Consider the following 25,905-nt stretch of genomic DNA (forward strand, 5'->3'; position numbering starts at 1 on the left):
GGCGGAAAAACTTTCTCACATATAAGACACACCCTGACATATACCGGGGCGAGGATCCAGGGGCCGGGGCCCGCACGGACGGCTCCGGCACACCACGAAAGGGAAAGCACTGTGACCAGCACCAACGCCTCCGCCCAGCAGATCGCCGAGGACTACACCCGCGCGTGGATGAGCGGCGACGTCGACCAGGCGCTCGGCTTCCTCGCCGAGGACGTCGTGTGCGACGCGCCCGCCGGCCGGATCGAGGGCCTGGCCGCCTACCGGGGCTTCCTGGAGGGCTTCCTGCCCAAGCTCACCGGGTCCTCCATCACCAAGGTCCTCGGCGACGACACGAGCGCGGCCGTCGTCTACACCACCGACACCACGTTCGCCCGCGACTTCCGGGCCATGGACTACCTGACCGTCGGCGACGGCAGGATCACCCGCGTCGTCACCGTCTTCGACCGCCTCCCGGCCGCCCAGGCCCGGCCCCGCGCGGAAGGCTGACCCCGGTACGACGAAGAAGTCGCGAAGAATCCGCGCGGCGGGTGTCGTGACGGCGCGAAGCCGTTCGTCCATGGAGTGAGGGCCGGTGACCGGCACCGGCCCGCACCCGGGAGGAGCCCGAGATGACCAACGCGACCACGGGTGTCAGCCACGACACGATCGAGGCGCTGGACGAGGAGTTCACCGCGACGCTGCTCGGGAGCCCGGCCAAGGGCGGTCACACCTACGTCGTGTGGCCGGGCTCGGCGGAGTTCTTCGGGACCCGGGGCCGGGTGAAGGTCGCGGCGACGGTCGACGGGCATCCGTTCAGCAGCTCGTTCATGGCCCGGTGAGCCGGCGGTGAGCGCGCGGTGAGCCGGCCCCGGCACGGTTGCCCCATGACCGGTCCGCACCGAGGACCGGATGTGGCACCTGAGGAGCTGACATGGGTTTCCTGGCGGGCAAGACGGCGCTGGTGACGGGCGGGTCGCGGGGCATCGGCCGGGCGGTGGCGCTGCGGCTGGCCGCCGAGGGCGCGGAGGTCGCCGTCCACTACGGCGGCGACGACGAGGCGGCCAAGCAGACCGTGACCCGGATCGAGGAGGAGGGCGGCCGCGCGTTCGCCGTCCGGGCCCGCTTCGGCGAGGACGGCGCGGTGGACCGGCTCTTCGAGGGCCTGACGGCGGGGCTGGCGGGACGCGGCCTGGACATCGTGGTCAACAACGCGGGCATCGGCTCCGGCAACCCGATCGCGCGGGTCACCCCGCAGGAGCTGGACCTGCTGCTGGCGATCAACGTGACCACGCCGTTCTTCGTGATCCAGCGGGCGCTGCCGCTGCTGAACGACGGCGGCCGCATCGTCAACATGGGCTCGACCGCCAGCCGCTTCGCGGTCTCCACGCAGATCGGCTACACCATCAGCAAGGCCGCGCTGGAGTCGATGGCCCCCACGCTGGCCAACGACCTGGGCCGGCGCGGGATCACGGTGAACACCGTCGCGCCCGGCGCCGTGCGCACCGACCTCACTGCGGGCTACGCCTCCATCCCCGAGGTGCTCGCCGGGCTGGAGGCGATCACCGCGCTCGGCCGGCTGGGCGAGCCGGAGGACGTCGCCGACGTCGTCGCCTTCCTGGCCGGGCCGCAGGGCCGCTGGGTGACCGGCCAGACCGTCGACGTCTCCGGCGGGACGTACCTCGGCCCCATCGCCTGACCACGGCACCGCCCCTCCGTGCCGGGCGGCAGGCTCAGCGTCGGGTCCGGCCGGGGGGCAGGCTCGGTGCCGGGCCCGGCCGGCGGTCAGGCGAGGCCCGCGTCGTGGGCGAGGAGCGCGACCTGCGTGCGGTTGTCCAGGCGCAGCTTGGTGAGGATGCTGGACACGTGCGCCTTCACCGTCGTGACGCCCATGGCGAGCTCCGCGGCGATGTCCGCGTTCGTCCGGCCGCGCGCGATCGCGAGGGCCACCTCGTGCTCGCGCGGGGTGAGTGAGGCGAGCGCGGCGTGAGCCCGCTCGTAGGCCCCGCTCTGGGCGACGGTACGCTCCATCAGCCGCCGGGTGACGCGCGGCGACAGGATCGGGTCGCCCGCCGCGACCCGGATGACCGCCTCCACGATGCGCGCCGGCGGGGTGTCCTTGAGCAGGAACCCGCCGGCTCCGGCGCGCAGCGCGTGCACGATGTTCTCGTCGGTGTCGAAGGTCGTCAGCACGATCACCTCCGGCGGGCGGGCCCGGGCGCGCAGCCGGCGGGTGGCGGTGATGCCGTCCACGCGCGGCATCCGCAGGTCCATGAGCACCACGTCGGGGGCATGGGCGTCGACGGCGGCGATCGCCTCCTGCCCGTCGGCGGCCTCCCCGACCACGGTGATGCCGGCGGCGCCGTCCAGCATCATGGCCAGCCCGGCGCGGACCAGGGCGTCGTCATCGACCAGCAGCACGCGGATCACGCCGGCCATGGTAGCCAGGCGTGCAGCCGGAACTCCTCCCCGGTGCTCTGGTGGTCCAGTTGCCCGCCGGCCAGCCGTACCCGTTCGGTGAGGCCCACCAGGCCGACGCCGCCGCCGGGCACGGCGGGGGCCGAGCCGGGGGCGGGCAGCGGGTTGCGGATGTCGATCAGCAGGCGCGTGCCGGGAGCGCCGCTCAGCGCCACCTCCACCGGCTGGCCCGGAGCGTGCTTGCGGGCGTTGGTCAGCCCTTCCTGGACGACGCGGTAGCCGGTCATCCCGGCGGTGGCGGGCGGGGAGGCACCGCCGGTCCCGTCGTTCACCCGTACGACCTGGCCCGCCTCGCGCGCCTCGCCGAGCAGGCGCGGCAGGTCGGCCAGCGTGGGCCTCGGCTGCAGCTCGTCCAGGAGGTCGTCGTCCTCGCGCAGCAGGCCGATCACCTGGCGCAGCTCCTCCAGCGCCTGGTGCACTCCGGTGCGGATCACCCCTGCGGCTCGGGCGAGCTGCTCGGGCGAGGAGTCGGGGCGGTACTCCAGCGCCCCGGCGTGGGTGGCCACCAGCGACAGGCGGTGGGCCAGCACGTCGTGCATCTCCCGGGCGAGCTCGCGGCGCTCGGCCATGCGGGCCTCGGCGACCCGCCTGCCCTGCTCGGCCTCGGCCCGGCGGGCGCGCTCGCGCAGCGACGCGAGCAGCGCCCGGCGGGAACGGGCCAGCGCGCCCCAGCCGAGCAGCGCGGCGTACGAGGCGCACACCAGCAGCAGCCACCAGCCCAGGGAGATGCCGGAGCTCGGCCGCCACAGCCCCTGCACCAGGTGCGCCGCCATGCCCGCCGCCGCCACCGCCGCCGCGACGGGGAACCGCCTGCGCTGGGCCACCTGCAGCGCCCCCGTCGTGGCCGCCGGCGTGGCCACGGGGGAGAGCGTGGCGAGGAGGGCGGCGGCCAGCGCCCCACGGGCCGGCCACCACAGCTGGGTGAGCGCCGCGACCACGCTCGCCGCCGCGACCGCGACGTCCAGCGGCCACAGCGGCCCGCCGGCCCGCCCCCACAGCGACACGCCGGTCACCGCGCCCACCCCGGCCGCCATGCTCGCCACGGCCACGGTTCTCGGGGGGCACTTCGCGCTCATCCGGCACACGGTAGCGGCGGGCACGGCCGAGCCGTCACCTACCAAAGGAGGACCCGGCTCCCTCCGGGGAAGGACGGCGCGCGACCGGCCGCCCGATGCGGTGACCGGCCCGGCCCGGCCAGGCTGGCCGGCGTGAACACTTCACTCAAGAGAGCCCTCACCGTGATCGGCACGGCCGCGGCCGCCCTGGCCGTGTGGGCGCTGGCGGTGCCGGTGGCCGGGGTCACGCTGACCGTGCGGACGGGCGGCGGCACGCAGACGGTCGAGGCGGTGCCGGTCGTGGTGGTGAGCCTGCTGGCCGGCCTGGCGGGCTGGGCGCTGCTCGCCCTCCTGGAACGGCGGGCGGCCCGCCCCCGCCGCAGCTGGACGATCACCGCCCTCGTCGTGTGCGTCCTGTCCCTCGCCGGCCCGCTCACCAGCGCCGTCGGCGCCGCCGCGACGCTGGTGCTGCTCGCGTTGCACCTGGTCGTGGGCGCCGTGCTGATCACGTGGCTGGCGCGCCGCTGAACCGCGCCTCACGTGCCGGGGGCGGCGACGGCGTCCGGAGGCAGGCGGCGCGCCAGGCGGAGCAGCGCGAGGCAGGCGGGCACGAGGAGCGCGGCCAGCGCGATCCACAGCAGCGACGGCTCGGTGTCGAGGAGCGCGGCGTAGCCTCCCGGGGCGACGACGGCCGCCACCGCCCAGGTCTGCTGGTGAATCGCGAGGTACCGCCCGGGCAGCGCCGGCGGCGCCGTGGCGGCGGCCAGCGCCCAGGACGGCGTGGTGTGCATGAGCTCGCCCAGGGTGAGGACGAGCGTGGCCACCAGCAGGCCGCCCGCCCGTGGCGCACCCGGCGGCAGGAGCGCCGTCGCGGCGTACAGCGCGCACGCCGCGACGAGGATCGTCCCGGCCAGCGCCATGGCGTGCGTACGGCGGGCGGCGCGCTGCCGGCGGCGTACCGCGAGCTGGCCGGCGGCCACCAGGACCGTGTTGAGGGTGTAGAGCAGGCCCGTCAACCAGACAGGGGCGCCCAGCACCGTCACCGCGTACACGGGCAGCGCGACCGGAAGGATCATGTGCGCGAGTGTGAACGCCTGCTCGGCCGCCACGAGAGCGACGAACGGCCGGTCGGAGAACACCGCCCGGTACCCCCTCGGCTCCCTGGGCGTCGCCGGCGCGGGCGCGCGCCGGCCGGAGACGACGAGGCACCCGGTCGCCACGAGGAAGCTGGCCGCGTTGAGCGCCGCGATGAGGGTGAACCCCGCGCCGCCGGCGAGCGACACCGCCCCGGCCGACAGCAGCCCGCCGAGGCCGAACGCGACGTTCCTGGCGGTGGCCATCAGCGTGTACAGCTTGTCGCGGTCCGCGCCTTGCGCGAGGACCGCGACGTAACTCCCGGAGGCGGGGTAGTAGGCGCGGTCGCCGGTCGCGACCACGGCGGCGACGGCCACCAGCGCGGCGAAGCCGTCCACGAACGGGTAGGCGGCGAAGCCCGCGGCGCGCAGCAGGTACGTGGCCATGAGCACGCGCCGCGCGCCGAAGCGGTCGATCAGCGCGCCGGCCGCCGGGTTCGCGGCCAGCCCCACGACGGCGGCGGCGGTCACGCCCACGCCGACCGTGGTCAGGGGCAGCCCGGTCACCTGGTGGATGAACAGGAGCGTGAGCGGGACGTACAGGCCGCTGCCCAGCGCGTCGGCGAACATTCCGACGAGGAAGGGCCTGGCGCCCGCGACGCGTCGTCCGGTGGAGGTGATGATCACGGCGACGATTCTCGGCGCGGCAGTGGCCGGTGGGGATCGGCCGGTGGCCGGGGAAGCGGCTGGGTCGATGGTCCTACGACCTCGACGCCGTACGCCTCCCGGCCACCGCGCCGTGGTGCCGGAACTCCAGTGCTGAGCCGGCACCGGAGGGCTGGAGCCGGATCGCCCGGCCATGGATCAGTGGCAGGCGGTCGCCGGGATCGTGTCCCTGATCCGGCCGTCGTCCTGGACGAGCTGGCCGGAGAAGCCGGTGCCGGTCAGGGTCAGCTTGAGCACGCCGTGCAGGTCGGTCAGGCGTACCAGGCTGTTGGGGTGCACCTCGTGCTCGAAGGTGTAGTTCTCGGCGCCGCCGAGGCCCGCGGTGACGGCCAGCGGCCCCGCCGCGGTGGCCTTGCCGTCGGGGTCCTGCGGGCGGAACCGCTCGTAGACGTGGTCGTGGCCGTTGAGGATCAGGTCGGCGCCCGCGGCGTACAGCGCGCGCCACACCGGCAGGCTGACGGGGTCGTAGCCCTTGCTGCCGGAGTTGAACAGCGGATGGTGCCAGTAGGCGGCGACGCACTTCCTGGTGGTGCGGGCGAGGTCGCTCTTCAGCCAGGTCACCTGCGCCGAACCGGCGGACATGGACTGCTCGGAGTCGAGGGCGACGAAGTGCCAGTTGCCGTGGTCGAAGCTGTAGTAGGTCTTGCCCCCGGGAGTGGCGATGGAGCCGAAGTACGCCTTGTACCCGGAGGCTCCTCCGGCGGGATCGTAGTACTCGTGGTTGCCCGGCGTGGGTCTGGTCTTGGTCTTGAAGCGACCCCAGGTGGTGGCGTAGTAGGACCGGTACTCCGACAGCTTCCCGTCGTCGTACTGGTTGTCGCCCATGGTCAGCACATAGACGGGGTTGATCGACTCGACCAGACGGGCGGTGCGCTCGTGCGGGCAGGCCGTTCCGTCGCCGGCGCGGCAGTTCCCGGCGATGTCGCCGGCCGCCGCGACGACGAACGAGCCGTCGCCGCCGCCGCCCTTGCCGTAGACCTCCAGCTCCCACAGCGAGTAGCCGTAGGAGGTGGCCCGCGCCGTGCCGTACACCCGCACGTAGCGTCCGCTCCCGGTCACGGTCAGGTCGTCGACGCCGCCGTCACCGGCGGAGGTCGAGGACAGGGTGGTCCAGGTGGCGCCGTCGGCCGACACCTCCACCCGGTACGCCCTGGCGTAGGCGGCCTCCCAGGACAGCCGCACCCGGCTGATCGTCGCCGGGTCGCCCAGGTCCACCCTGATCCACTGGGGGTCGGATCCTTCGGCGGAGGCCCACCGTGTCGTGGTGCCGCCGTCCACGGCCTTGTCGGCGGTGAGCGTCGAGTCCTCCACCGAGGACGCGGTGGTGGGCCGGCCCTGCGAGATGAGCCCGTCGTCCGCGTGGCCGGGCGTGACCTGCCCGACCTGGAGCAGCATGCTCGCCGCGAGCAGGGCCACCGCTGCCCTGATACGTCTGGATAACACTCCGTTCTCCTTCCGGGTGATCGCGACTCAGGTGTTCGCGACTCAGGTGATCGGGTTTCAGGTGATCGCGGGTGAGGAGGCTTCGGTGGCCAGCAGCCGGGGAGTGCCGCTCCCGTCGGCGGGCACCGCCCAGACGTCGCGGCCCTTGGCGTACATGACGCTCCTGGCGTCGAGCCAGGCCGCCTGGTCGTCCACGTCGGCGGTCTCGGCGAGCGGGGTCTCCCGGTCGGTGGCCAGGTCCAGCGCGTGCAGGCGCCAGGCGCCGGACGGCATGCGCTTCTTGTAGACGATCCGGCGGCCGTCCGGGGACAGCGACGGGCACTCGGCGTTCTCCCTGAGCACCCTGGCCTGCCAGCGGGTGTAGTCGCCCTCGACCAGATAGGTCTTCCCCCTGGTCGCGACCGTGGCGTAGAAGCGGCTGTCGTCCGGTGCGAAGGTGACGCCCCAGTAGTTCACGTCGGCGGAGTGGTAGCGGCGGCCGTCCTTGATCAGCGGGATGTCCTCGATGGTGACGGTCACGTTCCCGGTGCGGGTGTCGAGCAGCCCGGTCCGGGTGGAGAACGCGCCGCCGGTGTAGGAGTCGCCGGTGACGAAGACCGTCCAGGAGATCATCCTGCCGCTGGCGGAGACCCGCGCCCTGCTGGGGATCCCGGCGAGCCTGACGCGCCGGGTCTGTCTCATGGCGTGGTCGAGGACCAGTGCGTACGTCGTCGCCATCGCCCCGGGCTGGGCGACCAGGCACACGCCCGTGCCGTGCGCCGCGTGGAAGCGGTCGCACCGGGTGCTGCTGCCGCGGATCAGGCCGGTGGCCCGGTCCCTGACCAGGATCTGGCCGGGTTTGGCCAGGTCGAGCGTGCTCCGGCCGGCCGCGGGCGCGGGGTGTCCGGACCACAGGATGTAGCCGGTCGCGCCGCCGCCCAGCACGAGCATGGCGACGAGCAGGATCACACCGCGTCTCATCGGACCACCTTCCGGAGCGACAGGCACGCCACCACGCCCACGCCCATCGCGACCAGGCCGGGTACGGGGCCGAACGCGGCCCAGGCGGCGCCGTACAGGATGGAGGAGACCATGCGGGCGACGGCCTGGCCGGTCTGCAGCAGGGCCAGCCCGCTCGTGCGCAACCCGGGGGGCAGCAACGGCCCGGCGGCGGCCATGAGCACCCCGTCGGTGGCGGCGTAGAAGAGGCCGAGCAACGGCAGGACCACCCAGAACGGCCCGGACGCCGCGAGGACGCCGTAGACGGCCACGAGCGCGAGGTGGCCGAGCACGAACATCGGGCCCCTGCCCACCCGGTCGGCGAGCCTGCCGAGGGGTACGGCGAGCAGCAGGTACGCCGCCGCGGTGCCCAGGGGCAGCAGCGGAAGGTGCTCGGTCGCGAGCCCGGCGTTGTGCTGGACCAGCAGGTAGACGAAGGCGTCGCTGACCGTCACCAGCCCCAGGCCGCACGCCGTCAGGCACAGCCGCCTGAACCGAGGTTCGGCGAGCAGTGCCAGCGCGGGCCGGATCGAGGCCGGGGGCGGCGCGGCCTCCCGCCGGTCGCGCACGTAGAGCACGAAGATCAGCACGCCCAGCACGGCGACCGCGAAGCTCACCACGAACACCGCGTCGTAGGCGCCGCTCACGCCGAGGACGGCGAAGGCGACCAGCGGTCCGAGGAACGCCCCGGCGGTGTCCATGGCCCGGTGCACGCCGAACGCCTGACCGAGCCGCCCGGGGTCGGCGCTGAGCGTGATCAGCGCGTCACGCGGGGCGGTGCGCAGGCCCTTGCCGGTCCGATCGGCCGCCACCACGGCGCCGATCAGGGCGGCCGAGCCGCCGGCCGCCGGCAGGCCCAGCCGGCACGCCGCCGACAGCGCGTAACCGAGGCCCGCCACCAGCTTGGGCCGCTGGAGCCGGTCGGCGAGGTGGGCGCCGGCCAGCCGCACCACGGCGGTCACGCCGAGGAAGAGGCCGTCCACCAGCCCGAAGGCCAGCGGGCTCAGCCCCAGCGAGAGCACGAGGTAGAAGGGCAGGACCGCGGTGACCATCTCGGAGGAGACATCGGTCACCAGGCTGACCGCGCCGAGCGCCAGGACGTTGGCGGGCACGGCGAGGCTGAGTCGGGACATCGTGCCGCCGGACTTGACATCCGAGATGTACACGGCATTGCTCCATGAGTGGTCAGCATGGAAGGCACGGCCGGGTCAGGATCTGAGCGCGTCACGCCACCGGGGCGCCGCGCCAAGCCGCTCGCCTGAAGAGTGGCAAGCGGCCGGGTCCACGTCAAGATAGTTAGGAAAATTTCCTAACTAGTGCGTCGCGGGCGGAGTGCGCCCGCGCTGTCAGCCCGGCGCAGGCGCCGGAGCGCGAGCATCCCGCCGACGCCGGGGACGAAGGCGCGCCACCGCGCCCCTGACCCGGCCGCGGCCGGCGCCATCGAGACGGCGGCGATGACCACGAGGTACGCCATCCCGTGCGCCGGCCCGCCGAACGTCGTGATCGCCCTGGTGTGGACGGTGAACAGGTTGCCCAGCAGCATCACGAGGGAGAGCATCTCCACGGCGGCGGCCACGCGCAGCACGCCCAGGTGCGCCGCGCTCACCGGCCCGACCCCGGCCGGACGATCATGAGGACGACGACGGCGGCCCAGGCCAGGTTGTAGATCCCGGCCAGCATGGACAGCGTGCGCAGCCTCCGCGGGTCGCCGGGCTCGCGCAGCGCCTCACGCTGGCGCGGGTGGATCTGCGTCGCCAGCAGGCCGCCCGCGGCCGCCGTGAGCAGCATGGAGACGGTGATCCAGATCTCGCCCATGCGTCCCTGCGCGGTCGCCAGCGCGATGCCGGCCACGGGCACGATCAGGCCGAACGCGGCGTAGCCGCCGGTGACCCGGTGCAGGGCGGCGGCCACGGCGCGGTCGCGTGGGCCGCCTGAGTCGTCCGGCACGGGGACGGCGACGGGCGCGTACCGGGGGAACAGGCTCGTGGCGACGGCCGATCCTCCGACGAAGACGATGGCGGCGAGCACGTGCACCGACAGCAGGACGTGTTCCATGGGGTCCCTTCCAACCTTCAGAGTGACTGAAGCTTAGCGAAGGCTTCAGTCGGTCTGAAGGTTGGGGCGACGGGACGGTGAACGACAATTCCTGAAATGCCGAGAATTGGCCGTGCGGGACCGGCTGACAGGATGATTCGGGGCACGAACAACATACGTTCGTGCCCCGAATCATCCCCTTAATTCATGCCCTCCGCGCGCCGTACGAGATTCGCCACCAGATCGGTCATCGCGGGCCACAGTGCGGGCGGCAGGTTGTGGCCCATGCCGTCGAACACCGCGAGCTCCGCCCCCGGCACCGCCGCCGCGGTCGCCCGGCCGCCGCTGACGTCGCACATGACGTCGTCCGCGCCGTGGATCACCAGCGTGGGGACGCCGAGGGAGCGCAGCCGCGGCGTGCGGTCGCCGGAGGCCACGACGGCCACCGCCTGGCGCAGGAAGCCGAGCTCGTCGTGGGCCCGGTCGTAGGCCCGCTCGGCCCGCTCCCGCACCGCCTCCTCGTCGGCCGGGTAGCCCGGCGAGCCCAGCACCCGGGACGCCTTCACCGTGTGCTCGACCACCTCCTCGCGGGTCACGGGCGGAGGGCCGGCGAGCGCGGCCAGCGCCTCCGGGCTGGGCTGCCCCACCTTCGGGTCGCCCGTGGTGGACATCATCGAGGTCAGCGACCGCACCCGCGCCGGGTGCTCGACGGCGACCGTCTGGGCGATCATCCCGCCCATGGAGGCGCCGACGAGGTGCGCGGACTCCAGGCCGAGCGCGTCGAGCAGGCCGACGGTGTCGGCCGCCATGTCCGCCAGCGTGTACGACACCGAGGACAGGTCGCCGGACAGCACCGCGGGCAGGTCGGGGACCGGCGCGTCATGGAAGTGGGTGGACAGCCCGGCGTCGCGGTTGTCGAACCGGATCACGTGCAGCCGGTGGGAGACGAGGCTCCGGCAGAACCCGTCGGGCCAGTGGATCAGCTGCCCGCCGCCGCCCATGATCAGCAGCACGGGCGGGTCCGCCGGGTCGCCGAGGCGCTCGTAGGTCACCTCGATCCCGGCCGGGCCGACGTCGCGCGCCTTCATCTCGCTCATCTCTCGCCGTCTCCTCTCTGAAAGGACCGAAAGGGAGCCGACGGAGAATAACAGCGGCTAAGGGTGTCCCGGCAAGGGGAATTTCAAAAATGGACAATAATTAATTCGCCGCATATGATAAAAGTGGCGGAGAATTCAGGCGCCGGTGACGCCGTCCACGCCCTGCCGGATCATGTCGGCGTGCCCGTTGTGCCGGGCGTACTCGCCGATCATGTGGTTGAACACGAGCCGCAGCGTCACCGTGCCCCAGCCCGCGTTCTCGAACGTGGTGTCCAGCGGCACCCCGGCCGTGGCCTTGCGGGCCATGTCCTGCTGCTCCAGCAGCACCGCGTGGTCGGCCTCGGCGCGTATGGGGTCGAGGTCCTCGAAGTCGGCGTCGGGCCGCTCGGGCGTGGAGTAGAGCTTCGGGACGTCCTCCCCGAGGAAGGAGCGCCGGAACCAGATGTGCTCCACCTTCGCCAGGTGCCGGATCAGCCCGAGCAGCGACAGGTTCGACCAGGGGATCGGCGCGGCGGCGAGCTGCTCGCCGGTGAGGCCCGCGCACTTGTGCAGGAACGTCGCGCGGTGCCAGTCGAGCAGGCCCGGCAGCAGCTCGGCCTCGGGTGCGAGCAGCGACCCCTCGGGGCGGGTCACTTCGGGAGCGGTCCATGTCATGCGTGGCATGATGCCACCCCGGCGGAGGCCCCGGGCGGGCGACCGGCCGGAGCGCTGCGCGCGCGAACTCGGTCCGGCACCGCGAAGCTCGGCTGCGACCAGGGCGCGTAGACAGTGTCTGCGCATCGGTGGTAGACACTGTCTATGTCTGATGAAGGATCCGTCCGGGATCGGCTGATCGACGCGGGCGTCGACCTGGTGATGGCGCGGGGAGCGGGCGACCTCGGGCTGCGGGAGATCGCCCGGGCCGCCGGGGTGTCGCACGGCGCCCCGCGCCGGTACTTCCCCACCCACCACAGCCTGCTGTCGGCGATCGCCCATCGCGGGTTCGCCGCCCTGGAGGCCCGTTTCGACGCCGCCGGTCAGGGTGCCGCCACCCCGCGCGACCACCTGCGCGCCCTGGCCCGGGCCTATGTCCGGTACGCGGTGGAGTGTCCCGGCATGTTCGAGCTCATGTTCCGGCACGACCTGCTCAACGGCGACGGGCAGGACCACGGCGGGCCGCGCCTGCGCGAACGCACTCTTCCCCTGTTCGAGCGCGTGGTCTCCCTGGTCGGCGAGTCCAGGCGCGGCGGGGGCGGGTCCGCTCAGGCGCCCCCGCCCGCCGTCGCGGCCGCCGCGCTGTGGGCGAACGTGCACGGCCTCGTCCAGCTCTGGACGTGGGAGAGCCTGCGCCTGGCCCTGCCCCACGACCACACGGGCGGCGGCACCTCCGACGGCGACGGTGACGGCGGCGGCACCTCCGACGGCGGCACCTCCGACGGCGACGGTGACGGCGGCGGCACCTCCGACGGCGGCACCTCCGACGGCGACGTTGACGGCGGGCTGCTCGACCGGCTGGTCTCGGCCGCGCTCGACGCCCACCTCGGCCCGGAGCCGGCATGACCTCCCCCTGGCGGACGCGCCTGACCCTGGCGGCCAGCGCCGCGGGCGCCGGGATCGTCGCGCTGGACGGCACCCTCCTCGTGCTCGCGCAGCCCAGCCTGCGGCGCGACCTGGGCGCGGGCCTGGCCCAGGTGCAGTGGACCAGCACCGGCTACCTGCTGGCGGTGGCCGCCCTCCTCGTCATCGCCGGCCGCCTCGGCGACCGTCACGGCCACCGGCGGCTCCTGATGGCCGGCGCGCTCGGCCTCGGCGGCACCTCGGCCGCCCTCGCCCTGGCGCCCGACGTCGGCTGGGTGATCGCGCTGCGGGTCCTCCAGGGGGTGTCCGGCGCGCTGCTGCAGCCGGCGACGCTGGCCCTGCTGCGCGTGACCTACCCCGCCGACCGGCTCGCCGCCGCGGTCGCCGTCCGCACCAGCGTGATCGGGCTGTCCGCCGCGGCCGGGCCGGTCGTCGGCGGCGTCCTGGTCGCGCAGGTGGGATGGCGTGCCGTCTTCGCCGTCAACGTCCCGGTCGCTGTCGTGATCGCGGCGCTGGCGCTCACCGTGAAGGAGCCGCCGGCCGCACGCGCCGCCGCGCGCCCCCTCGGCTTCACCGGCCCGGCGCTGCTCGCCGCGACGCTGGCGGCCGGCGTCCACACGGTGGTCGGGGTGCCCGCGCACGGGTGGACCGGCGCCGCGACGCTGCTCGGGCTCGCGGTCACCGCGGGCGCCGGCGCGGCATTCGCGGCCCACCAGCGGCGGACGGCGCACCCGGTCGTGCCCGCCGCCGTGGCCCGGTCGCTGCCGGTGGCGGCGTCGATGGCGCTCCTGCTCGCCGTCACGGCCGGCATGTTCGGCGCGTTGTTCGTGGGCACGTTCCTGCTCCAGGACGTGTTCGGGCTCAGCGCCCTGGAGAGCGGGCTGCGGGTGCTCCCGCTGACGGCGCTCATGGTCGTCGGCGCGCCGATCGCCACGACGGCGGTGCGCCGGCACGGCCCGCGCCGCACCGCGACGGCCGGGACGGTCCTGGTCGCGTCCGGCGTCGCGGGACTGTCCCTGCTCGCGCCGGGCGCTTCCCCGCTGGCCACGGGGGCCGCGTTCGGCGTGCTCGGCGCGGGATTCACCGCCGTCATGGTGACCGCCACCGGCACCGTCGTGGGCGACGCCCCGCCCGGCTACGCGGGCGTGGTCGGCGGGATCAAGCAGACCGCCATGAACGTCGGCCCGGCGCTCGGCATCGCCGTCGCCGCGAGCGTGATGCCCGCCTCGCCCGCCTCCGGCGAGGCGCCCGTGACCGGCGTCACGCTGGCCGTGCTGGCCGGGATCGCCGCCCTCGGCCTGGTCCCGGCGTCCCTGCTGCCCTCACCCCAGGGCGCGCCCACGGGCAGCCGGAGCGCCCCGAGCACCTCCGGCGCGCCGCCCCGCCGCTGACGAGGCCGCCGCCCCTTGCTCTAGAGCCGACTCTAGCTTGTAGCGTCGCGGCGCAGCCGATCGAACGACAGGAAAAGATCATGAGTGTTTGGTTCGTCACCGGTGCGTCGCGGGGGCTCGGGGCGGAGATCGTGCGCGAAGCACTGTCCCGCGGGCACAGCGTCGTCGCCACGGCCCGGGACGCGGAGGCGATCCTCACGGCGTACCCGGACAAACCGGCCGGACTGCTGGCCGTGACCGCGGACGTCACCTCTCAGGAGCAGGTGCGGGCCGCGGTGGACGCGGGGCTGGCCGAGTTCGGCCGGATCGACGTCGTGGTCAACAACGCCGGGTACGGGCTGGTGGGCGCGGTCGAGGAGGTGTCGGACCAGGCGGCCCGCGACCTGTTCGACGTCAACGTCTTCGGCGTGCTGAACACGTTGCGCGCGACGCTTCCCGCGCTGCGCGCCCAGCGCTCCGGATGCGTCGTGAACATCGGCTCGGTGGCCGGGTTCGCGACGGCCCCGGGCACGGGCCTGTACGGCGCGACGAAGTTCGCCGTCGAGGGCGTCTCCGAGGCGCTCCACGGCGAACTGGCGCCTCTCGGGGTGCGGGTCGTCATCGTCGAGCCGGGCGGCTTCCGCACGGACTTCCTCAACGACGCGAGCCTCCAGGTCGAGCCCGCCTCCATCCCGGACTATGACGCCGGTGCGGGCGCGACCCGCGCGGCCCTGGCCGCCAACGACGGCCGTCAACCGGGCGATCCGGCGAAGGCCGCCGCCGCGATCGTGGACGTCGCGGAGGCCGACGAGCCTCCGCTGCGCCTGCAACTCGGCGCGGACGCGGTCGAACGCGTGGAGAGCAAGCTGGACTTCGTCCGCCGCGAGCTGGACCGGTGGCGGCCCACCGCGCTCTCGACCGGCTTCTGAACGCGCTTCGAGCGCGAGGTCACGCCCGCCTGGTGACGCGGATCTTCGACTGCTTGTGCGGCAGCCGTTCCCAGTCGTCCATGAACACGGCGTTGAGCCCGTACCTGTCCGCCAGCCCGACGAGCGTCTCGGTGCGGTAGTAGAAGTCCTCGCGCAGCACGTGGTGCTCCTGCCCCTCCGTGCGGTCGAAGGTGAAGTCGAACCAGCCCTGCGGCCGCATGACGCGGCCCACGTGCGCGAAGCACTCCTCGATGACGTGCAGCGGCGAGTGCGAGAAGACGCTGTGGGCGTGGACGACGTCGAAGTGCGCGTCGGGCAGGAACGCGAAGCGCAGGTCGCGCACCGGCGTCAGGTGGGGCAGCTTGTCGCGCAGGCCGTGGGCGACGATCGTGTCCTGGGCGGCGAAGAGGATGTCGGGGGAGATGTCGATGCCGTAGTAGTTGCCCGGGTCGAGGTAGTCGATGAACAGGCGGCCGGCGCGCAGGTTGCCGCAGCCGATCTCCAGCATCCGGAGGTCCGGCTTGAGCCCGTGCTCCCTCAGGTAGTCGAACTGCATGCGCCCGAGCGCCAGCCAGCGCTTGTGCGAGTGCGAGCCGACGGCCCCCTCGGGGCTGCGGGAGGTGTCGGACCGCATCACGGCCCGGTAGTACGCGACGTGGTCGCGCGTGCGCAGCCGCAGCCAGGCGTCGCGCGCCAGCCGGCGCAGGTGCGGCGCGACGCGTCCCGGATGGGTGAGGGCGTAGCGGGCTTGGTGGGCGAGGCTCGAACGGTTGTGTTTCACGTCGGGACCACCAGACGGGGTGACGGTACGGCCATGGGCCCTGGAAATGTAGGCAGCGCCGCCCGCCCGCTCAACGACCGGCGCGCCTGGAAGGCGTCCGGGTAAGGCAAAAACATCGGCCGCGTCGCCTCGCCCCGAGGTGCGGCGGGCCCTTCCGGCTCAGACGGCCGGGCTGCTCAGCTCCCGCGACCGTGCGGGGTCCGCCCGTGCTGGGTCCGGCTGTGCGGAGTCCGGCCGTGCTGGGTCCGGCTCTGTGGAGTCCGGCCGGGCGGCGGTGGTGCGGGCGTAGACGGACAGAGGCAGGCCCGCCCCGGGGCCGCCGGGCAGCGGGGCGACCGGGCGCCACCCCAGACGCTCGTACAGCCGGGCGGCCGGCGCCTCCGGTGAGGTGATCAGCCACGCGGTGGGCCGTCCGGCGACGGCGGCCTCCAGCAGGTCGCGCCCGACGCCCCGCCCGCGCGCCCCGGGATGGACGCACAGCTCGGCCACCTCGAACGCGTCGCGGGCCAGCCCGGCGACCACGCCCGCGCCGAGTGCCCCGGTCAGCATGGCGTAGAACGGGTCGCCCGACCGGTCGGCGGGGGTGGGCCAGCCGTAACAGACGCCGAGGAGCCGGTCGTCGCCGTCGTGGGCCGTCCAGGCCGCGAAGCCGGGCCGGGCGGCCGCCTCGGCCAGCCTGCGGGGGAACCCGGCGATCTGCTCCGGCGTCTCCGACCAGGGCGGGGCCGCGTAGCACAGCTCGTACAGGGCGGCCAGCCCGCCGGTCAGGGACGGGATGCCGGCCGCGTCGTGCCGCCGCAAGGATGTGGTCACCGCGACTCCTTATTGCAAAGAATTCGCAATAAGCCTAGCCCATCGTTCATAAGAGTTGACTTATATAAGCGGCTGTCGGCATACTTCCGTGGTGCATGCGTTCGACGTTCTCGGCGACCCGGTCCGGCGCCGGATCCTGGAGCTGCTCGCCGACGGCGAGCTGAGCTCCGGCGAGGTCACCACCGTCATCAGGCGCGAGTACGGGATCTCCCAGCCCGCCGTCTCCCAGCACCTGCGGGTGCTGCGTGACAGCGGGTTCGCCACCGTGCGGGCCGACGGGGCGCGCCGCCTCTACGCCGTCGATCCCACCCCGCTACGGGAGGTCGACGTGTGGCTGGAGCGCTTCCGCGGCTTCTGGGAGAACCGGCTCGACGCCCTGGCCACCGAGCTGGCGCGCGGCAGACGCCGCCGCCGCGACCCCGGCCCGAACTCCGACTCCGACACCGACTCCGACACCGACACCGACACCGACCCTGACCCGCCGGCCACGCCGCCGGCGCCGACCAGAGACGAGCAGACATGATCGACATCATCGACCAGATCAAGCTGGCCCGCCGCGAGGTGGGCGAGAACGGCGAGACCAAGACCGTGACGATCAGCCGGCGCTACGACGCGGCCGTCGAGGACGTGTGGGACGCCTGCACCGACCCCGAGCGGATCGCCCGGTGGTTCCTGCCGGTCAGCGGCGACTTCCGCGTCGGCGGCCACTACCAGCTCCAGGGCAACGCGGGCGGCGAGATCCTGCGCTGCGAGCCGCCCGGCCTGCTGAAGGTCTCCTGGGTGATGGGCGACGCCCCCGGCCTGTCGGAGGTCGAGGTGCGCCTGACGCCCGAGGGCGAGGAGAGCACGCTGTTCGAGCTGCGGCACGTCGCGACGGTGCCGCCCGGGATGTGGTCCACGTACGGGCCGGGCGCGGTGGGCGTCGGCTGGGACCTCACCGTGCTGGGCCTCGGCCTGCACCTGGCGGGCGGCTCGATCGGCGACCCCAGGGCGTGGGAGGTGAGCGAGGAGGCCCGCCGGTGCATGACCGTCAGCGCGGAGGCGTGGGGCGAGGCGCACCGGGCGGCGGGCGAGGCGCCCGAGACCGTGGCGGCCATGGTCAAGAACACCCTCGGCTTCTACGCCCCGGAGCCCGGGGACCCCGCGAGCGGTCAGTAGCCGAGGGCCCGCATCCTCCCGCGGCCGGAAACGCCGGCCGGGCCGGCTTCCCCTGGAGCCGGGGAAGCCGGCCGGGCCGCTTCTGCTGGAGCCGGGGAAGCCGGCCGGGCCGCTTCTGCTGGAGCCGGGGAAGCCGGCCGGGCCCGCTTCTGCCGTGGTCAGGGGCGCTGGCCTGGCCGGTCCACGATCCTGGCCTCAAGCTGGGCGGTCTGGCCCGTCGTTCCCGCCTTGAAGGTCTCCTTGCTGCCGTCGGCCCACGTGTACGTCCGGTCCTTCAACCGCGTCGAGTTGGTGCCCAGGTAGCGGAAGGTCGCCGGGTCCAGGACCAGGTAGCTGCGCGCCTCGGCGTCGGCCAGGCTGAACGCCACGCCCCGGCGTCCGTCGGCGACGGGCACGTCCCGGGTCACCGTGATGCCCTTGATCGTGGGCAGCCCGCGGAAGAGCGCGGCCCGGACGTCGGGGGCGAGCCACTGGTCGGTGATGAGCTGGCTGACCTCCATGAGCAGCGTCGCGGGCGGGACGTGGCCGTCGAGCTCCCCCGGCCCTCGTCGGTCCTCGTCGAGGACGGCGGCCTCGATCCTGCCGATCACCCCGGCCGGGGTGACGGGGGCCTCGGCCAGCTCGGCGGGGTCCATGACCGCGCCGCCCTGGAACATCAGCTTGCCACCCTGGTACCAGGCCGACCGCTTGCCGTCCACGCTGGTCCACCGTTCCCAGGTGTCGCGCTGGTCTCGGTCGGCGTCCCCTTCGACGCCGGTGATCTGCAGCTCCTTGGTGTAGAGCCACTGGGTGGGGCGGGGGGCCGGCGTGGGGTCGTTCTCCGCCGCGCGGGCCGCGCGCTCGCCCAGCTCCGCCACGCCGGCCACCGGCGCCATGTCCGGCCGGTCGTCCCTGAGCGCCACGACGCTCGCACCGGCGGCCAGGGCCAGCGCCGCGGCCACCGCGACCCGCAGGCCGAGCCGTCTCGCGGGAGCCGAGGCCCGCAGGCCGAGCCGTCTCGCGGAAGTCGCGGCCCGCAGGCCCAGCCGTCTCGCGGCGGTCGCGCCCCGCTCGCGGCCCTTCTCCGGCTGGTGGATCGCCTCCATCAGCCGCGCCCTGGCCGCGTCCGCGGCCTCGGCGGTCATCGCCGGGGTGCTCCGGCGGAACTCCTTGATCGCGCTCATCACAGCTCCTCGTCCCCGAGCACGTTCCTGGCCTTCTTCCGCGCCCGGTGCAGCCGGGACCGCACGGTCCCCACCGGGATGTCCAGCGCCCGCGCCACCTCGTCGTACGACATGTCCTCCCAGGCCACCAGCAGCAGCACGTCCCGATCCCCGCGCGACATCGACGCCAGCGCCCCCGCCAGCTCGCGTTCCCTGTCCTGCGCGGCCACCCGGTGCGTCACGGCGTCCGCCAGCGCCTCGGGCAGCGGGTCCACCCCGGTGCGGCTCAGCGCCCGCAGCAGCCGTTCCTCCTGCCGCCGATGCCTGGCGATCAACGTGGTGGCGATGCCGTACAGCCAGGGCCTGGCCAGCGCGAACGACGTGTCGTACGTCCCGCGCCTGCGGAAGGCCGCCAGGAACGTCTCGGCCACGACGTCGTCGGCGGCCTGCGTGCCGATCCGCCGTGCCGCGTACAGGTGGATCTGCTTGGCGTAGCGGTCGAAGAGCGCGGCGAACTGTTCCGGGTCGTGCGCCGATCGCCGGATCAGTTCTCCGTCGTCGATCTCGACGGTCTCAGCACTCAACGCCTCTCCTTCGTGAGTAGGTATGTCATCGTGCTGTCTCCCGAAGGGCGGCACCGGGTTCTCGGGGCCGTGAGGCGGCGCGGGACGTGATGCCGCCCGCCGCGGGGCCGGCGGCATCACGTCCCGGGCTCAGACGACGGCCCCGGAGCCGTCCCTGGCCCGCGGCCGGCGCTTCCCGGCCGGCTCCGGCGGCGGCCGGTCGCCGCGCCGTTCCAGCTCGACCGCCAGCGGCCCCGCCACGAACGCCGAGGACGCCGTCCCGGCCACGATGCCGATGACCAGCGCGATCGCGAAGTCCCGCAGCGAGTCGCCGCCGAAGACGGCCAGGGCCACCAGGATGAACAGCGCGCCCATGCCGGTGTTGACCGTGCGCGGCACGGTCTGCAGGATGGCCCCGTTGACCACCTCGGCGAACGGCCGGTCCCGGTGCGCGCTCCACAGCTCCCGGACCCGGTCGAACACCACCACCTTGTCGTTGATCGAGTACCCGATGACGGTGAGCATGGCGGCCAGGAACACCCCGTCCACCGGCTTGCCCAGCCAGGCGAACGCGCCCACGACGGCCGCCGCGTCCACCACCAGCGCCAGCACGGCGGCGGCCCCGAACGTCCACCGGAACCTGACCGCCAGGTAGACGAGCTGCGCCCCGAGCGCCACGCCGAGGGCGACGAACGCGTTGCGGCGCAGCTCCTCGCCCAGGCTCGGCCCGATCAGCTCGTCGCGCTGCTTGGTCACCTCGCCGACGCCGGCGTCCAGGGCCCGCTCCAGGCCGGCCACCTCGTCCGCGGTGATCTGCCCGGTCCGTACGGTGATCGCCTCGCCGGCGACCTGCACCACGGCCTGCGGATGCCCGGCGCCGCTCACGACCTGCCGGGCCGCCTCCGCGCCTACCGGCCGGCTCGCGGCGAACTCGACCAGACGTCCCCCGGTGAACTCCACCCCGACGTTCAGCCCGTGCAGGACCAGGCCCGCGACGGCGGCGGCGGTGAGCGCGCCCGCCAGGCCGAGCCAGAGCCGGCCGCGCGCCATCAGGTCCGGGCCGCGCCTGACGACCCACGTCCTGACCCACCCGACGCCGCCCAGACCGGACACCCGCGGGCCCAGCCGTCCGGCGGCGAGGTGGACGAGGACGCGGGTGATGAGCATGGCCGAGACGAGCGAGGCCAGCACGCCGATGGCCAGCGTCACGCCGAACCCGCGCACCGGCCCCGACGCCAGCCAGAACAGCAGGCCGGCGGCCAGCAGCGTGGTGATGCCGGAGTCGGCGATGGCGCTCCAGGCGTGCCTGAAGCCCCGGTCCAGGGCCGCCCGCAGGCCCCGGCCCGGCCGCCGGCCGTACTCCTCGCGGGCGCGCTCGAAGACCAGGACGTTGGCGTCCACGGCCATGCCGATCGCCAGCACGAACCCCGCCAGACCGGGCAGCGTGAGCGTCGCGCCGAGCGCCAGCAGCGCCGCGTACGAGATGAGCCCGTAGGCGGCCAGCGCCACGGCCGCGAGCAGGCCCACCACGCGGTAGACGACGACGATGAACAGCGTGGTGAGCACCAGCCCGGCCACGCCCGCCTTGGCGCTGGCCTCGATGGCCTGCTCTCCCAGCGTGGGGCCGACGGTGCGCTGCTCGACCAGCGTCAGCGGCACGGGCAGCGCGCCGCCCTTGATGAGCACGGCCAGCTCGTCGGCCTCCTCCTGGGTGAACGAGCCGGTGATCTGCGTGGATCCGCCCGGCATGCCGGCCCGGCACGCCACCGACGGGTCCACCTGCGGAGAGGAGATGATCTCGCGGTCCAGGACGATGGCGACCCGCCGCCTGGGGTCGCCGGGCGCCTCGCAGGCCGCCGCGCCGGTCAGCCGCTGCCAGCCTCCGGCGTCGCGGAAGTCCACGGTGACGAACCAGCCGGGACCCTGCTGCGGGTCGCTGCGGGCGGCCGCGTCCGCCACGGCGTCGCCGCTGACGGCGGCGGGGCCGAGCCGCAGCCGCGTCCCGGACTCGTCCGCGAGGACGGTGTCGCCTTGCTCCTGGGGGCCGGCGCCTTGCTCCTGGGGGCCGGCGGCGCCCCGTACGGGATGGAAGGCGAGCTGGGCGGTTCTGCCGATGACCTCGGCGGCCTGGCGCGGGTCGAGCACGCCGGGCAGTTCCACGATGATCCGCCGCTCGCCGGAGCGCACGAGCGTGGGATCGACGACCCCGAGCGCGTCGGCCCGGCGCCGGAGCACGTCCAGCGCCCGGTCGGTGGCCTCGGAGTCGGCCTTGGCGGTGGGGGAGTCGCGGGTCTCGAACACGAGCTGGGTGCCGCCGCGCAGGTCGAGGCCGAGGCGCGGGGACAGGGTGAACGCGAGGATGAATGCGGTGGCGATGACGGCGCACGCGACCACCGCGCGCCACACGGGCGCACGTGACATGGGAGCCTCCACGGGCTTCGTCGACGAACGGGAACGAGCGTCAGCGCGTGGAGAGGGGAGGAGCGCGGGCCGGGGCCGCGCGGCGGTCCGGCCTGGGGGAGGGCGGGCTGAGGGCGCCCGCGACGGCCGCCCGCCGCGAGCCTGTGACGGGGACGGCCGTGCCGGGCAGCACCGCCGGGCCGCCGGACGCGACCGGCGCCACGGCGAGCGAGTGCCCGCGCGACGCGCGTTCCTCGCGGGAATGTCCCGGGGCCTGGACGACCTGGGTGAGGACGGCCTCGAGGGCCTGGATAGCCGACGGATGGGACGAGGGCGCGAGGGCGGGGCCGCTCGCCGCGATCGGCGCGAGCAGGTGCAGCAGGAGGACGAGCGCGGCGGCCAGGCGAGTGCGCACGCGTCCTCCTCTCCCTGATCTCGTGCCGGGTCCCGACGTGGGGGTGGGTTCGGGGCCACCGTACCCCGCCGCGGCCGCCGGGGTGATCTGGCTGGTGAGGGCAGGTGCCTTTCCGCGCGGGCTGGGCTATGGTCGGGCCTATGACGGGACCGTGGAGGACACCACGTGGGTCCGCCGCGTTCACGGGCGTGGTGGGCCTGGTCCTGTTGTGCCTGCTGATGATCGGCTCGCTCCCCGCCTGGTACGGCGGCGACCCGGGGCATCGCTCCGCCGCGGCCACGCAGACCTGGGTCCCCGGGGCGGGCGACGGGCAGTTGTCGAGCCTGCCGCCGCAGAACGCGAGCGTCCGCGAGCACCACGTGCTGTGGCTGGCGCTGCGCGGTGAGCGCGCCGTCGTGGCCGCCCACGTCCCGCTGCTGCCCGCGCCGGGTCTCGGCTCGGCCGCGATCCGCGATCCGCAGCAGGTCGGACACCGCGCCACGGGTTCACGCAGCCCGCCGCTGATCTAGCCGTCCGCTCTCCGAACTCCTGTACGCGCGCCCGCACGCCCGGGTGTCGCGCGCCCCTGCCCCGCGCCTGACGGCCGGGCCGGGGGCCGGCATCGCCATCCCGTTTCTCGCCGTGGATGGCCCTTCACGTACGCAAGGAGCGTCGTCGTCATGGCCGACGTCAGATCAGTTCACACCCTTCTGCAGCGTTACGACCAGCACCTGGCGCGGCTGGAGGAGCTGCGCGCCCTGCTGCACGACCGGTTCGGCGCCGCCCGGTCGCTGGGCGACCACGAGCGCGCCGCGGCGGTCGAGGCGGCGCTCGAACGCATGGACCGCGGCGTCTACGGCGTGTGCCGCAGGTGCGGGGCGCTCATCGCGTTCGAGCAGTTGCGGCGGGCGCCGGAGCGGCAGGCGTGCGACGGCTGCGCCGTCCTGTCCGGCCGCGGGGCGGCCGCGTGAACGCCTCGGCACGGCGGGCGTTCATGGCACTCGACCTGGGCACGGCGCGGACGCGGTCGCTGTCGGCGGGCGGGTTCGCGATCGCCGACCGGCCCTCGGCCGTGCCCGCCCACCCGCGCCGGCCGCCCGCGCCCTCTGACCGGGACCGGACACCCACGCCCGGTGACCGGGGCCGGACACCCACGCCCGGTGACCGGGGCCGGACACCCACGCCCGGTGACCGGGGCCGGACACCCACGCCCGGTGACCGAGGCGGGATGCCCGCGCCCGGTGACCGAGACCGGACGCCCGCGCCCGGTGACCGAGACCGGACGCCCGCGCCCGGTGAGTGGGGCCGGACGCCCGCGCCCGGCGATCTGGGTCGTCCGAGCACGGCCGGGTCCGGGTCCGGGCTGGTGCGGCCCCTGCGGCACGGCATGGTCGCCGACCCGGGCGCCTGCCACCGGCTGGTCCGGCTCGTGCTGCACGACGCCCGGCTGAGCGGCGCGTGGCCGCTGGACCGGGTGCTGGCGGGCATGCCGGTGGCCGCCACGGCGAGCGACCGCGCCGCGGTGCGCACCGCGGTGAGCGAGGCGGCCGGGTGCGCGGTGACCCTCGTCGAGGAGCCTCTCGCGGCGGCCGTCGGCGCCGGGCTGGACGTCACCGACCCCAGGCCGGCGCTGCTGCTCGACGTGGGGGCGGGCATCGTCGAGGCGGTCGTCATCCGCGACGGCGTCGTCACCGACGCGCTGGCCCTCCAGTTGAGCGCCACGACGGGCACGGGCCTGCCGGCGTACGCCCTCGACGGGGTCGTGGAGATGACCGCCCGCCTGCTGCGCCGCCTGCCCGCTCGGCTCCGTCCGGCCGCGCGTGACGGGGGCCTGCTCCTGACCGGCGGCGGAGCCACGCAGCCGCGGCTGGCGCACCGGCTGCGGGAGACGCTGCGGCTGCCGGTCGAGGCCGCGCCCGAGCCGGCCCACGCCACCGTACGCGGCCTGACCCGTCTGTGCCTGCAACCGGCCCTGGCCGGCGGCCTCGCCGCCGGCCGCTGAGCGGCCCCGCACCGGAGCCGCCCGCCCGAACCGGCCGGCCGCCGAGCCGCCCGGCCTTCGACGACTTCCCGAAAGGACCATTTCACCATGACCACCGGAACCAGCGGACAGACCCACCTGAGCAGCGTGCAGATCGACGTCCTGCGCCAGGAGCTGCAGGAGCAGCTCGCCCGGCGGCGCGGCCACCTGGCCGGGCTGCAGGAGGCGGCGAGCGAGGGCACCGGGGCCGACGAGACCTGGCAGGAGCTGTCGGTCTCCATCGTCACCGCCGACCGCGCCGTCGGCGAGCTCACCCAGGCGCTCGACCGGCTGGCGGAGGGCGGCTACGGCCGCTGCGCCGAGTGCGAGGCGGCGATCCCGTTCGAACGGCTGAAGATCCGCCCGCTGGCCCGCTACTGCATCGCCTGCCAGCGCCGCCACGAGGCCGCCTGACAGGCCTGGCCGCCTGAACTGTCAGACCTGCCTGACCGGCCTGAATCTGACCCGGCCTGACTGTCTGACCGGCAGGCCGTCGACCGAGGCGGGCGCGCGGCCGCTGCCCGCCTCGGCGCTCCCGGCTCCTCCCGGCCAAGAGAGCTTCGAGCGCGCGGCCGACGCGCGGTCGTGTGCCGGCTGACGAGAAGCGGGGTCACAGCCGGCGGACAGGAACGGCATGACCTGCGGCAGCACCTCGGCCGACCGGTCCCGGACGTCCTGTGGTCGGCCTCCAGCAGGGGACGAGCCGGGCGACGGGTCGCACCGCTCCACGCGGCTGGAGCGGGCCGTCGAGGGGACCGGCCGGCCGCATGGCGCTCGGTCATGTCAGGTGTACTGCCTCGCTACGACCGGCCTGAAGGGGCGGTGGTCGCCGACGAGTGGTCTGCGCGTACCTGGCGTGGCTGCGCGAGGCGGGGCGGGCGTTCAACACCGGCAGGTCGGCCGCGTCGAGCCGGTGCTCGCAAAAAGACGTCGACCGGCTGACCCCGGCAACGGTAGCGTCCTGGGGCGATGTGGAGCGACGTACGACCGCCGACGACGACTCAGGTCCGCGACGCCTTCGGTGTCGAGGTGGGCGAGCTGCGGCCGCATCCGGGCGGCTTCGAAGCGGATGCGTTCACCGACGGGCGCTGGTTCATGAAACTTTGGCGTCAGCGGCCCGACAGCGACGCCGGTCTGGCGCTGACCGCTGAGCTGGCGGCTCGGGGCATCCCCGTTCCCGCGGCGGAGCGAGCACTTGACGGCTCATACACCTCCGAGCACCACGGGCGGCGCTATGCGCTGTTCCCGTTCGTCGACGGCCGCCAGGGGACGTGGAACGACGCCGACGCGATCGCGCGGGCGATGCGCGCCGTGCACGAGATCACCGACCTCGTCCTGCCCCGCACCGATATGGACGAGTGGTGCATCGAGGTGCTGCGCGACCGGCACGACCACCCTTGGATCGTCGACCGCCGGGACGAGGTCATGGCCGGCGTCGACCGGCTCGAAGCGGTGATCGAACGGGCACGCGCGATCGACATGCCCCATGTCGTGTGCCACCATGACCTGTTCCCTCACAACGTCCTCGTTGACCGCGACGGCCGCATCGCGACGCTGCTCGACTGGGGCCGCGCGATGCCGGCGCCGCGCGAGCACGATGTGTTCGCTGCCTTGTGCGGGCCGGACCCTGTGCGCTTCCTGCGTGCCTACGGCGCGGAGGGACTCGACCTCACCCACCTCGAGTACGCCCGGCTCGCCCGCTCGCTGCGTGACCTTGCAGTTCGCGTCTTCAACGAGGTCGATCTGGAGGGCGTCAACACCTGGGGTTTCGACGGGTTGCGCCGAGTGGACGCCGATCTCGCGCTCTCCCGACCTTTTTGCGATCGCTGAGGTCACCCGATGCGTCGGCTCATTCCGCTGGCGGGTGTCCGGGTTCGTCGTGCTCGGCACAGCGATGGCATCGACTCGAACGTCTCCC

Annotated in this window: 30 protein-coding genes; 14 read left to right on the plus strand and 16 right to left on the minus strand. The window is 74.3% G+C overall.

Translation table 11 applies throughout. From position 1 onward, the window contains the following. The first annotated feature begins 111 nt into the window (after nt 1-111). From HTZ77_RS16845 to HTZ77_RS16855, 3 genes are all read left to right on the plus strand, one after another. Nucleotides 112-486: a nuclear transport factor 2 family protein gene (locus HTZ77_RS16845; protein ID WP_205302740.1), complete on the plus strand. Its 375-nt coding sequence runs from the start codon at nt 112-114 to the stop codon at nt 484-486. A 122-nt stretch (nt 487-608) separates the two neighbouring features. Beyond that, entirely contained in the window at nt 609-818 is a 210-nt protein-coding gene (locus HTZ77_RS16850) for a DUF1905 domain-containing protein (protein WP_175590537.1), read from the plus strand. A 92-nt stretch (nt 819-910) separates the two neighbouring features. Next, complete coding sequence (locus HTZ77_RS16855) at nt 911-1,675, plus strand: SDR family NAD(P)-dependent oxidoreductase (RefSeq protein WP_175590538.1); 765 nt, start codon at nt 911-913, stop codon at nt 1,673-1,675. An 86-nt stretch (nt 1,676-1,761) separates the two neighbouring features. On the opposite strand, the gene HTZ77_RS16860 is transcribed toward HTZ77_RS16855, so the two are convergent. Both HTZ77_RS16860 and HTZ77_RS16865 read right to left on the minus strand, forming a co-directional pair. Then, nucleotides 1,762-2,415, minus strand: a complete 654-nt coding sequence (locus HTZ77_RS16860) for a response regulator (protein WP_175590539.1) — start codon at nt 2,413-2,415, stop codon at nt 1,762-1,764. Further along, complete coding sequence (locus tag HTZ77_RS16865; RefSeq protein WP_175590540.1) at nt 2,403-3,530, minus strand: sensor histidine kinase; 1,128 nt, start codon at nt 3,528-3,530, stop codon at nt 2,403-2,405. The genes HTZ77_RS16860 and HTZ77_RS16865 overlap by 13 nt, the downstream gene beginning before the upstream one ends. 132 nt (nt 3,531-3,662) lie before the next feature. Between HTZ77_RS16865 and HTZ77_RS16870 the strand changes: the two genes are divergently transcribed. Continuing rightward, complete coding sequence (locus HTZ77_RS16870) at nt 3,663-4,037, plus strand: DUF6069 family protein (protein WP_175590541.1); 375 nt, start codon at nt 3,663-3,665, stop codon at nt 4,035-4,037. An 8-nt stretch (nt 4,038-4,045) separates the two neighbouring features. Here HTZ77_RS16870 and HTZ77_RS16875 read toward each other — a convergent pair whose 3' ends face one another. The 8 genes from HTZ77_RS16875 to HTZ77_RS16910 all read right to left on the minus strand — a co-directional run bounded on the left by HTZ77_RS16875 (nt 4,046) and on the right by HTZ77_RS16910 (nt 11,514). Beyond that, entirely contained in the window at nt 4,046-5,269 is a 1,224-nt protein-coding gene (locus HTZ77_RS16875) for an MFS transporter (protein ID WP_175590542.1), read from the minus strand. Nucleotides 5,270-5,446: 177 nt separating this feature from the next. Beyond that, complete coding sequence (locus HTZ77_RS16880) at nt 5,447-6,751, minus strand: discoidin domain-containing protein (protein WP_328808623.1); 1,305 nt, start codon at nt 6,749-6,751, stop codon at nt 5,447-5,449. Nucleotides 6,752-6,808: 57 nt separating this feature from the next. After that, a complete protein-coding gene (locus tag HTZ77_RS16885; protein WP_175590543.1) occupies nt 6,809-7,711 on the minus strand; it encodes a TolB-like translocation protein in 903 nt (300 codons plus the stop codon). Continuing rightward, entirely contained in the window at nt 7,708-8,895 is a 1,188-nt protein-coding gene (locus HTZ77_RS16890; RefSeq protein ID WP_328808624.1) for an MFS transporter, read from the minus strand. The genes HTZ77_RS16885 and HTZ77_RS16890 overlap by 4 nt, the downstream gene beginning before the upstream one ends. A 143-nt stretch (nt 8,896-9,038) precedes the next feature. After that, entirely contained in the window at nt 9,039-9,335 is a 297-nt protein-coding gene (locus tag HTZ77_RS16895) for a hypothetical protein (protein WP_328808625.1), read from the minus strand. Next, on the minus strand, nt 9,332-9,784 hold the full coding sequence (locus tag HTZ77_RS16900) for a hypothetical protein (protein WP_175590544.1): 453 nt from the start codon (nt 9,782-9,784) through the stop codon (nt 9,332-9,334). Before HTZ77_RS16900 ends, HTZ77_RS16895 begins: the two co-directional genes overlap by 4 nt. 179 nt (nt 9,785-9,963) lie before the next feature. Then, nucleotides 9,964-10,860 carry an alpha/beta fold hydrolase gene (locus HTZ77_RS16905; protein ID WP_175590545.1) on the minus strand — a complete coding sequence of 299 codons (897 nt, stop codon included), beginning with the start codon at nt 10,858-10,860 and terminating at the stop codon, nt 9,964-9,966. 135 nt (nt 10,861-10,995) lie between these two features. Next, nucleotides 10,996-11,514, minus strand: a complete 519-nt coding sequence (locus HTZ77_RS16910; RefSeq protein WP_175590546.1) for a DinB family protein — start codon at nt 11,512-11,514, stop codon at nt 10,996-10,998. Between the two features lie 144 nt (nt 11,515-11,658). Here HTZ77_RS16910 and HTZ77_RS16915 point away from each other — a divergent pair, with 144 nt between their 5' ends. From HTZ77_RS16915 to HTZ77_RS16925, 3 genes are all read left to right on the plus strand, one after another. Next, nucleotides 11,659-12,399, plus strand: a complete 741-nt coding sequence (locus HTZ77_RS16915; protein ID WP_175590547.1) for a TetR/AcrR family transcriptional regulator — start codon at nt 11,659-11,661, stop codon at nt 12,397-12,399. After that, nucleotides 12,396-13,808 carry an MFS transporter gene (locus HTZ77_RS16920; protein WP_175590548.1) on the plus strand — a complete coding sequence of 471 codons (1,413 nt, stop codon included), beginning with the start codon at nt 12,396-12,398 and terminating at the stop codon, nt 13,806-13,808. The genes HTZ77_RS16915 and HTZ77_RS16920 overlap by 4 nt, the downstream gene beginning before the upstream one ends. 80 nt (nt 13,809-13,888) lie before the next feature. After that, nucleotides 13,889-14,716 carry an oxidoreductase gene (locus HTZ77_RS16925; RefSeq protein WP_175590549.1) on the plus strand — a complete coding sequence of 276 codons (828 nt, stop codon included), beginning with the start codon at nt 13,889-13,891 and terminating at the stop codon, nt 14,714-14,716. A 19-nt stretch (nt 14,717-14,735) separates the two neighbouring features. Here HTZ77_RS16925 and HTZ77_RS16930 read toward each other — a convergent pair whose 3' ends face one another. Beyond that, nucleotides 14,736-15,497 (minus strand): class I SAM-dependent methyltransferase, encoded by a 762-nt coding sequence (locus tag HTZ77_RS16930; protein WP_328808626.1) that lies wholly within the window; start codon nt 15,495-15,497, stop codon nt 14,736-14,738. A 159-nt stretch (nt 15,498-15,656) separates the two neighbouring features. Further along, nucleotides 15,657-16,310: a GNAT family N-acetyltransferase gene (locus HTZ77_RS16935; RefSeq protein WP_175590550.1), complete on the minus strand. Its 654-nt coding sequence runs from the start codon at nt 16,308-16,310 to the stop codon at nt 15,657-15,659. Between the two features lie 91 nt (nt 16,311-16,401). Here HTZ77_RS16935 and HTZ77_RS16940 point away from each other — a divergent pair, with 91 nt between their 5' ends. Continuing rightward, nucleotides 16,402-16,833, plus strand: coding sequence for an ArsR/SmtB family transcription factor (locus HTZ77_RS16940; RefSeq protein WP_175590551.1), 432 nt, complete (start codon nt 16,402-16,404; stop codon nt 16,831-16,833). Further along, complete coding sequence (locus tag HTZ77_RS16945) at nt 16,830-17,468, plus strand: SRPBCC family protein (protein ID WP_175590552.1); 639 nt, start codon at nt 16,830-16,832, stop codon at nt 17,466-17,468. The genes HTZ77_RS16940 and HTZ77_RS16945 overlap by 4 nt, the downstream gene beginning before the upstream one ends. A gap of 158 nt (nt 17,469-17,626) precedes the next feature. Here the strand turns inward: HTZ77_RS16945 and HTZ77_RS16950 are convergent, their stop codons facing one another. The 4 genes from HTZ77_RS16950 to HTZ77_RS16965 all read right to left on the minus strand — a co-directional run bounded on the left by HTZ77_RS16950 (nt 17,627) and on the right by HTZ77_RS16965 (nt 21,988). Beyond that, nucleotides 17,627-18,631, minus strand: coding sequence for a hypothetical protein (locus HTZ77_RS16950; RefSeq protein WP_175590553.1), 1,005 nt, complete (start codon nt 18,629-18,631; stop codon nt 17,627-17,629). Continuing rightward, nucleotides 18,631-19,194 carry an RNA polymerase sigma factor gene (locus tag HTZ77_RS16955; protein WP_235994767.1) on the minus strand — a complete coding sequence of 188 codons (564 nt, stop codon included), beginning with the start codon at nt 19,192-19,194 and terminating at the stop codon, nt 18,631-18,633. The genes HTZ77_RS16950 and HTZ77_RS16955 overlap by 1 nt, the downstream gene beginning before the upstream one ends. A 129-nt stretch (nt 19,195-19,323) precedes the next feature. Further along, entirely contained in the window at nt 19,324-21,594 is a 2,271-nt protein-coding gene (gene secD / locus HTZ77_RS16960; RefSeq protein WP_175590555.1) for a protein translocase subunit SecD, read from the minus strand. Between the two features lie 40 nt (nt 21,595-21,634). Further along, the gene (locus tag HTZ77_RS16965) at nt 21,635-21,988 is read right to left on the minus strand and encodes a hypothetical protein (protein WP_175590556.1); all 354 of its coding nucleotides are present in this window, start codon (nt 21,986-21,988) and stop codon (nt 21,635-21,637) included. 140 nt (nt 21,989-22,128) lie between these two features. Between HTZ77_RS16965 and HTZ77_RS16970 the strand changes: the two genes are divergently transcribed. The 5 genes from HTZ77_RS16970 (at nt 22,129) to HTZ77_RS16990 (ending at nt 25,817) form a co-directional block, all read left to right on the plus strand. Continuing rightward, nucleotides 22,129-22,497, plus strand: a complete 369-nt coding sequence (locus tag HTZ77_RS16970; protein WP_175590557.1) for a hypothetical protein — start codon at nt 22,129-22,131, stop codon at nt 22,495-22,497. A gap of 150 nt (nt 22,498-22,647) precedes the next feature. Then, nucleotides 22,648-22,938: a hypothetical protein gene (locus HTZ77_RS16975; protein ID WP_175590558.1), complete on the plus strand. Its 291-nt coding sequence runs from the start codon at nt 22,648-22,650 to the stop codon at nt 22,936-22,938. 23 nt (nt 22,939-22,961) lie between these two features. Then, complete coding sequence (locus HTZ77_RS16980; protein ID WP_175590559.1) at nt 22,962-23,969, plus strand: rod shape-determining protein; 1,008 nt, start codon at nt 22,962-22,964, stop codon at nt 23,967-23,969. 87 nt (nt 23,970-24,056) lie between these two features. Beyond that, entirely contained in the window at nt 24,057-24,401 is a 345-nt protein-coding gene (locus HTZ77_RS16985) for a TraR/DksA family transcriptional regulator (RefSeq protein ID WP_175590560.1), read from the plus strand. A 555-nt stretch (nt 24,402-24,956) separates the two neighbouring features. Then, entirely contained in the window at nt 24,957-25,817 is an 861-nt protein-coding gene (locus HTZ77_RS16990; RefSeq protein WP_175590561.1) for a phosphotransferase enzyme family protein, read from the plus strand. Nucleotides 25,818-25,905: the final 88 nt, after the last annotated feature.

The organism is Nonomuraea montanisoli, assembly GCF_013363975.1.
In the GTDB taxonomy this organism is placed as follows: domain Bacteria; phylum Actinomycetota; class Actinomycetes; order Streptosporangiales; family Streptosporangiaceae; genus Nonomuraea; species Nonomuraea montanisoli.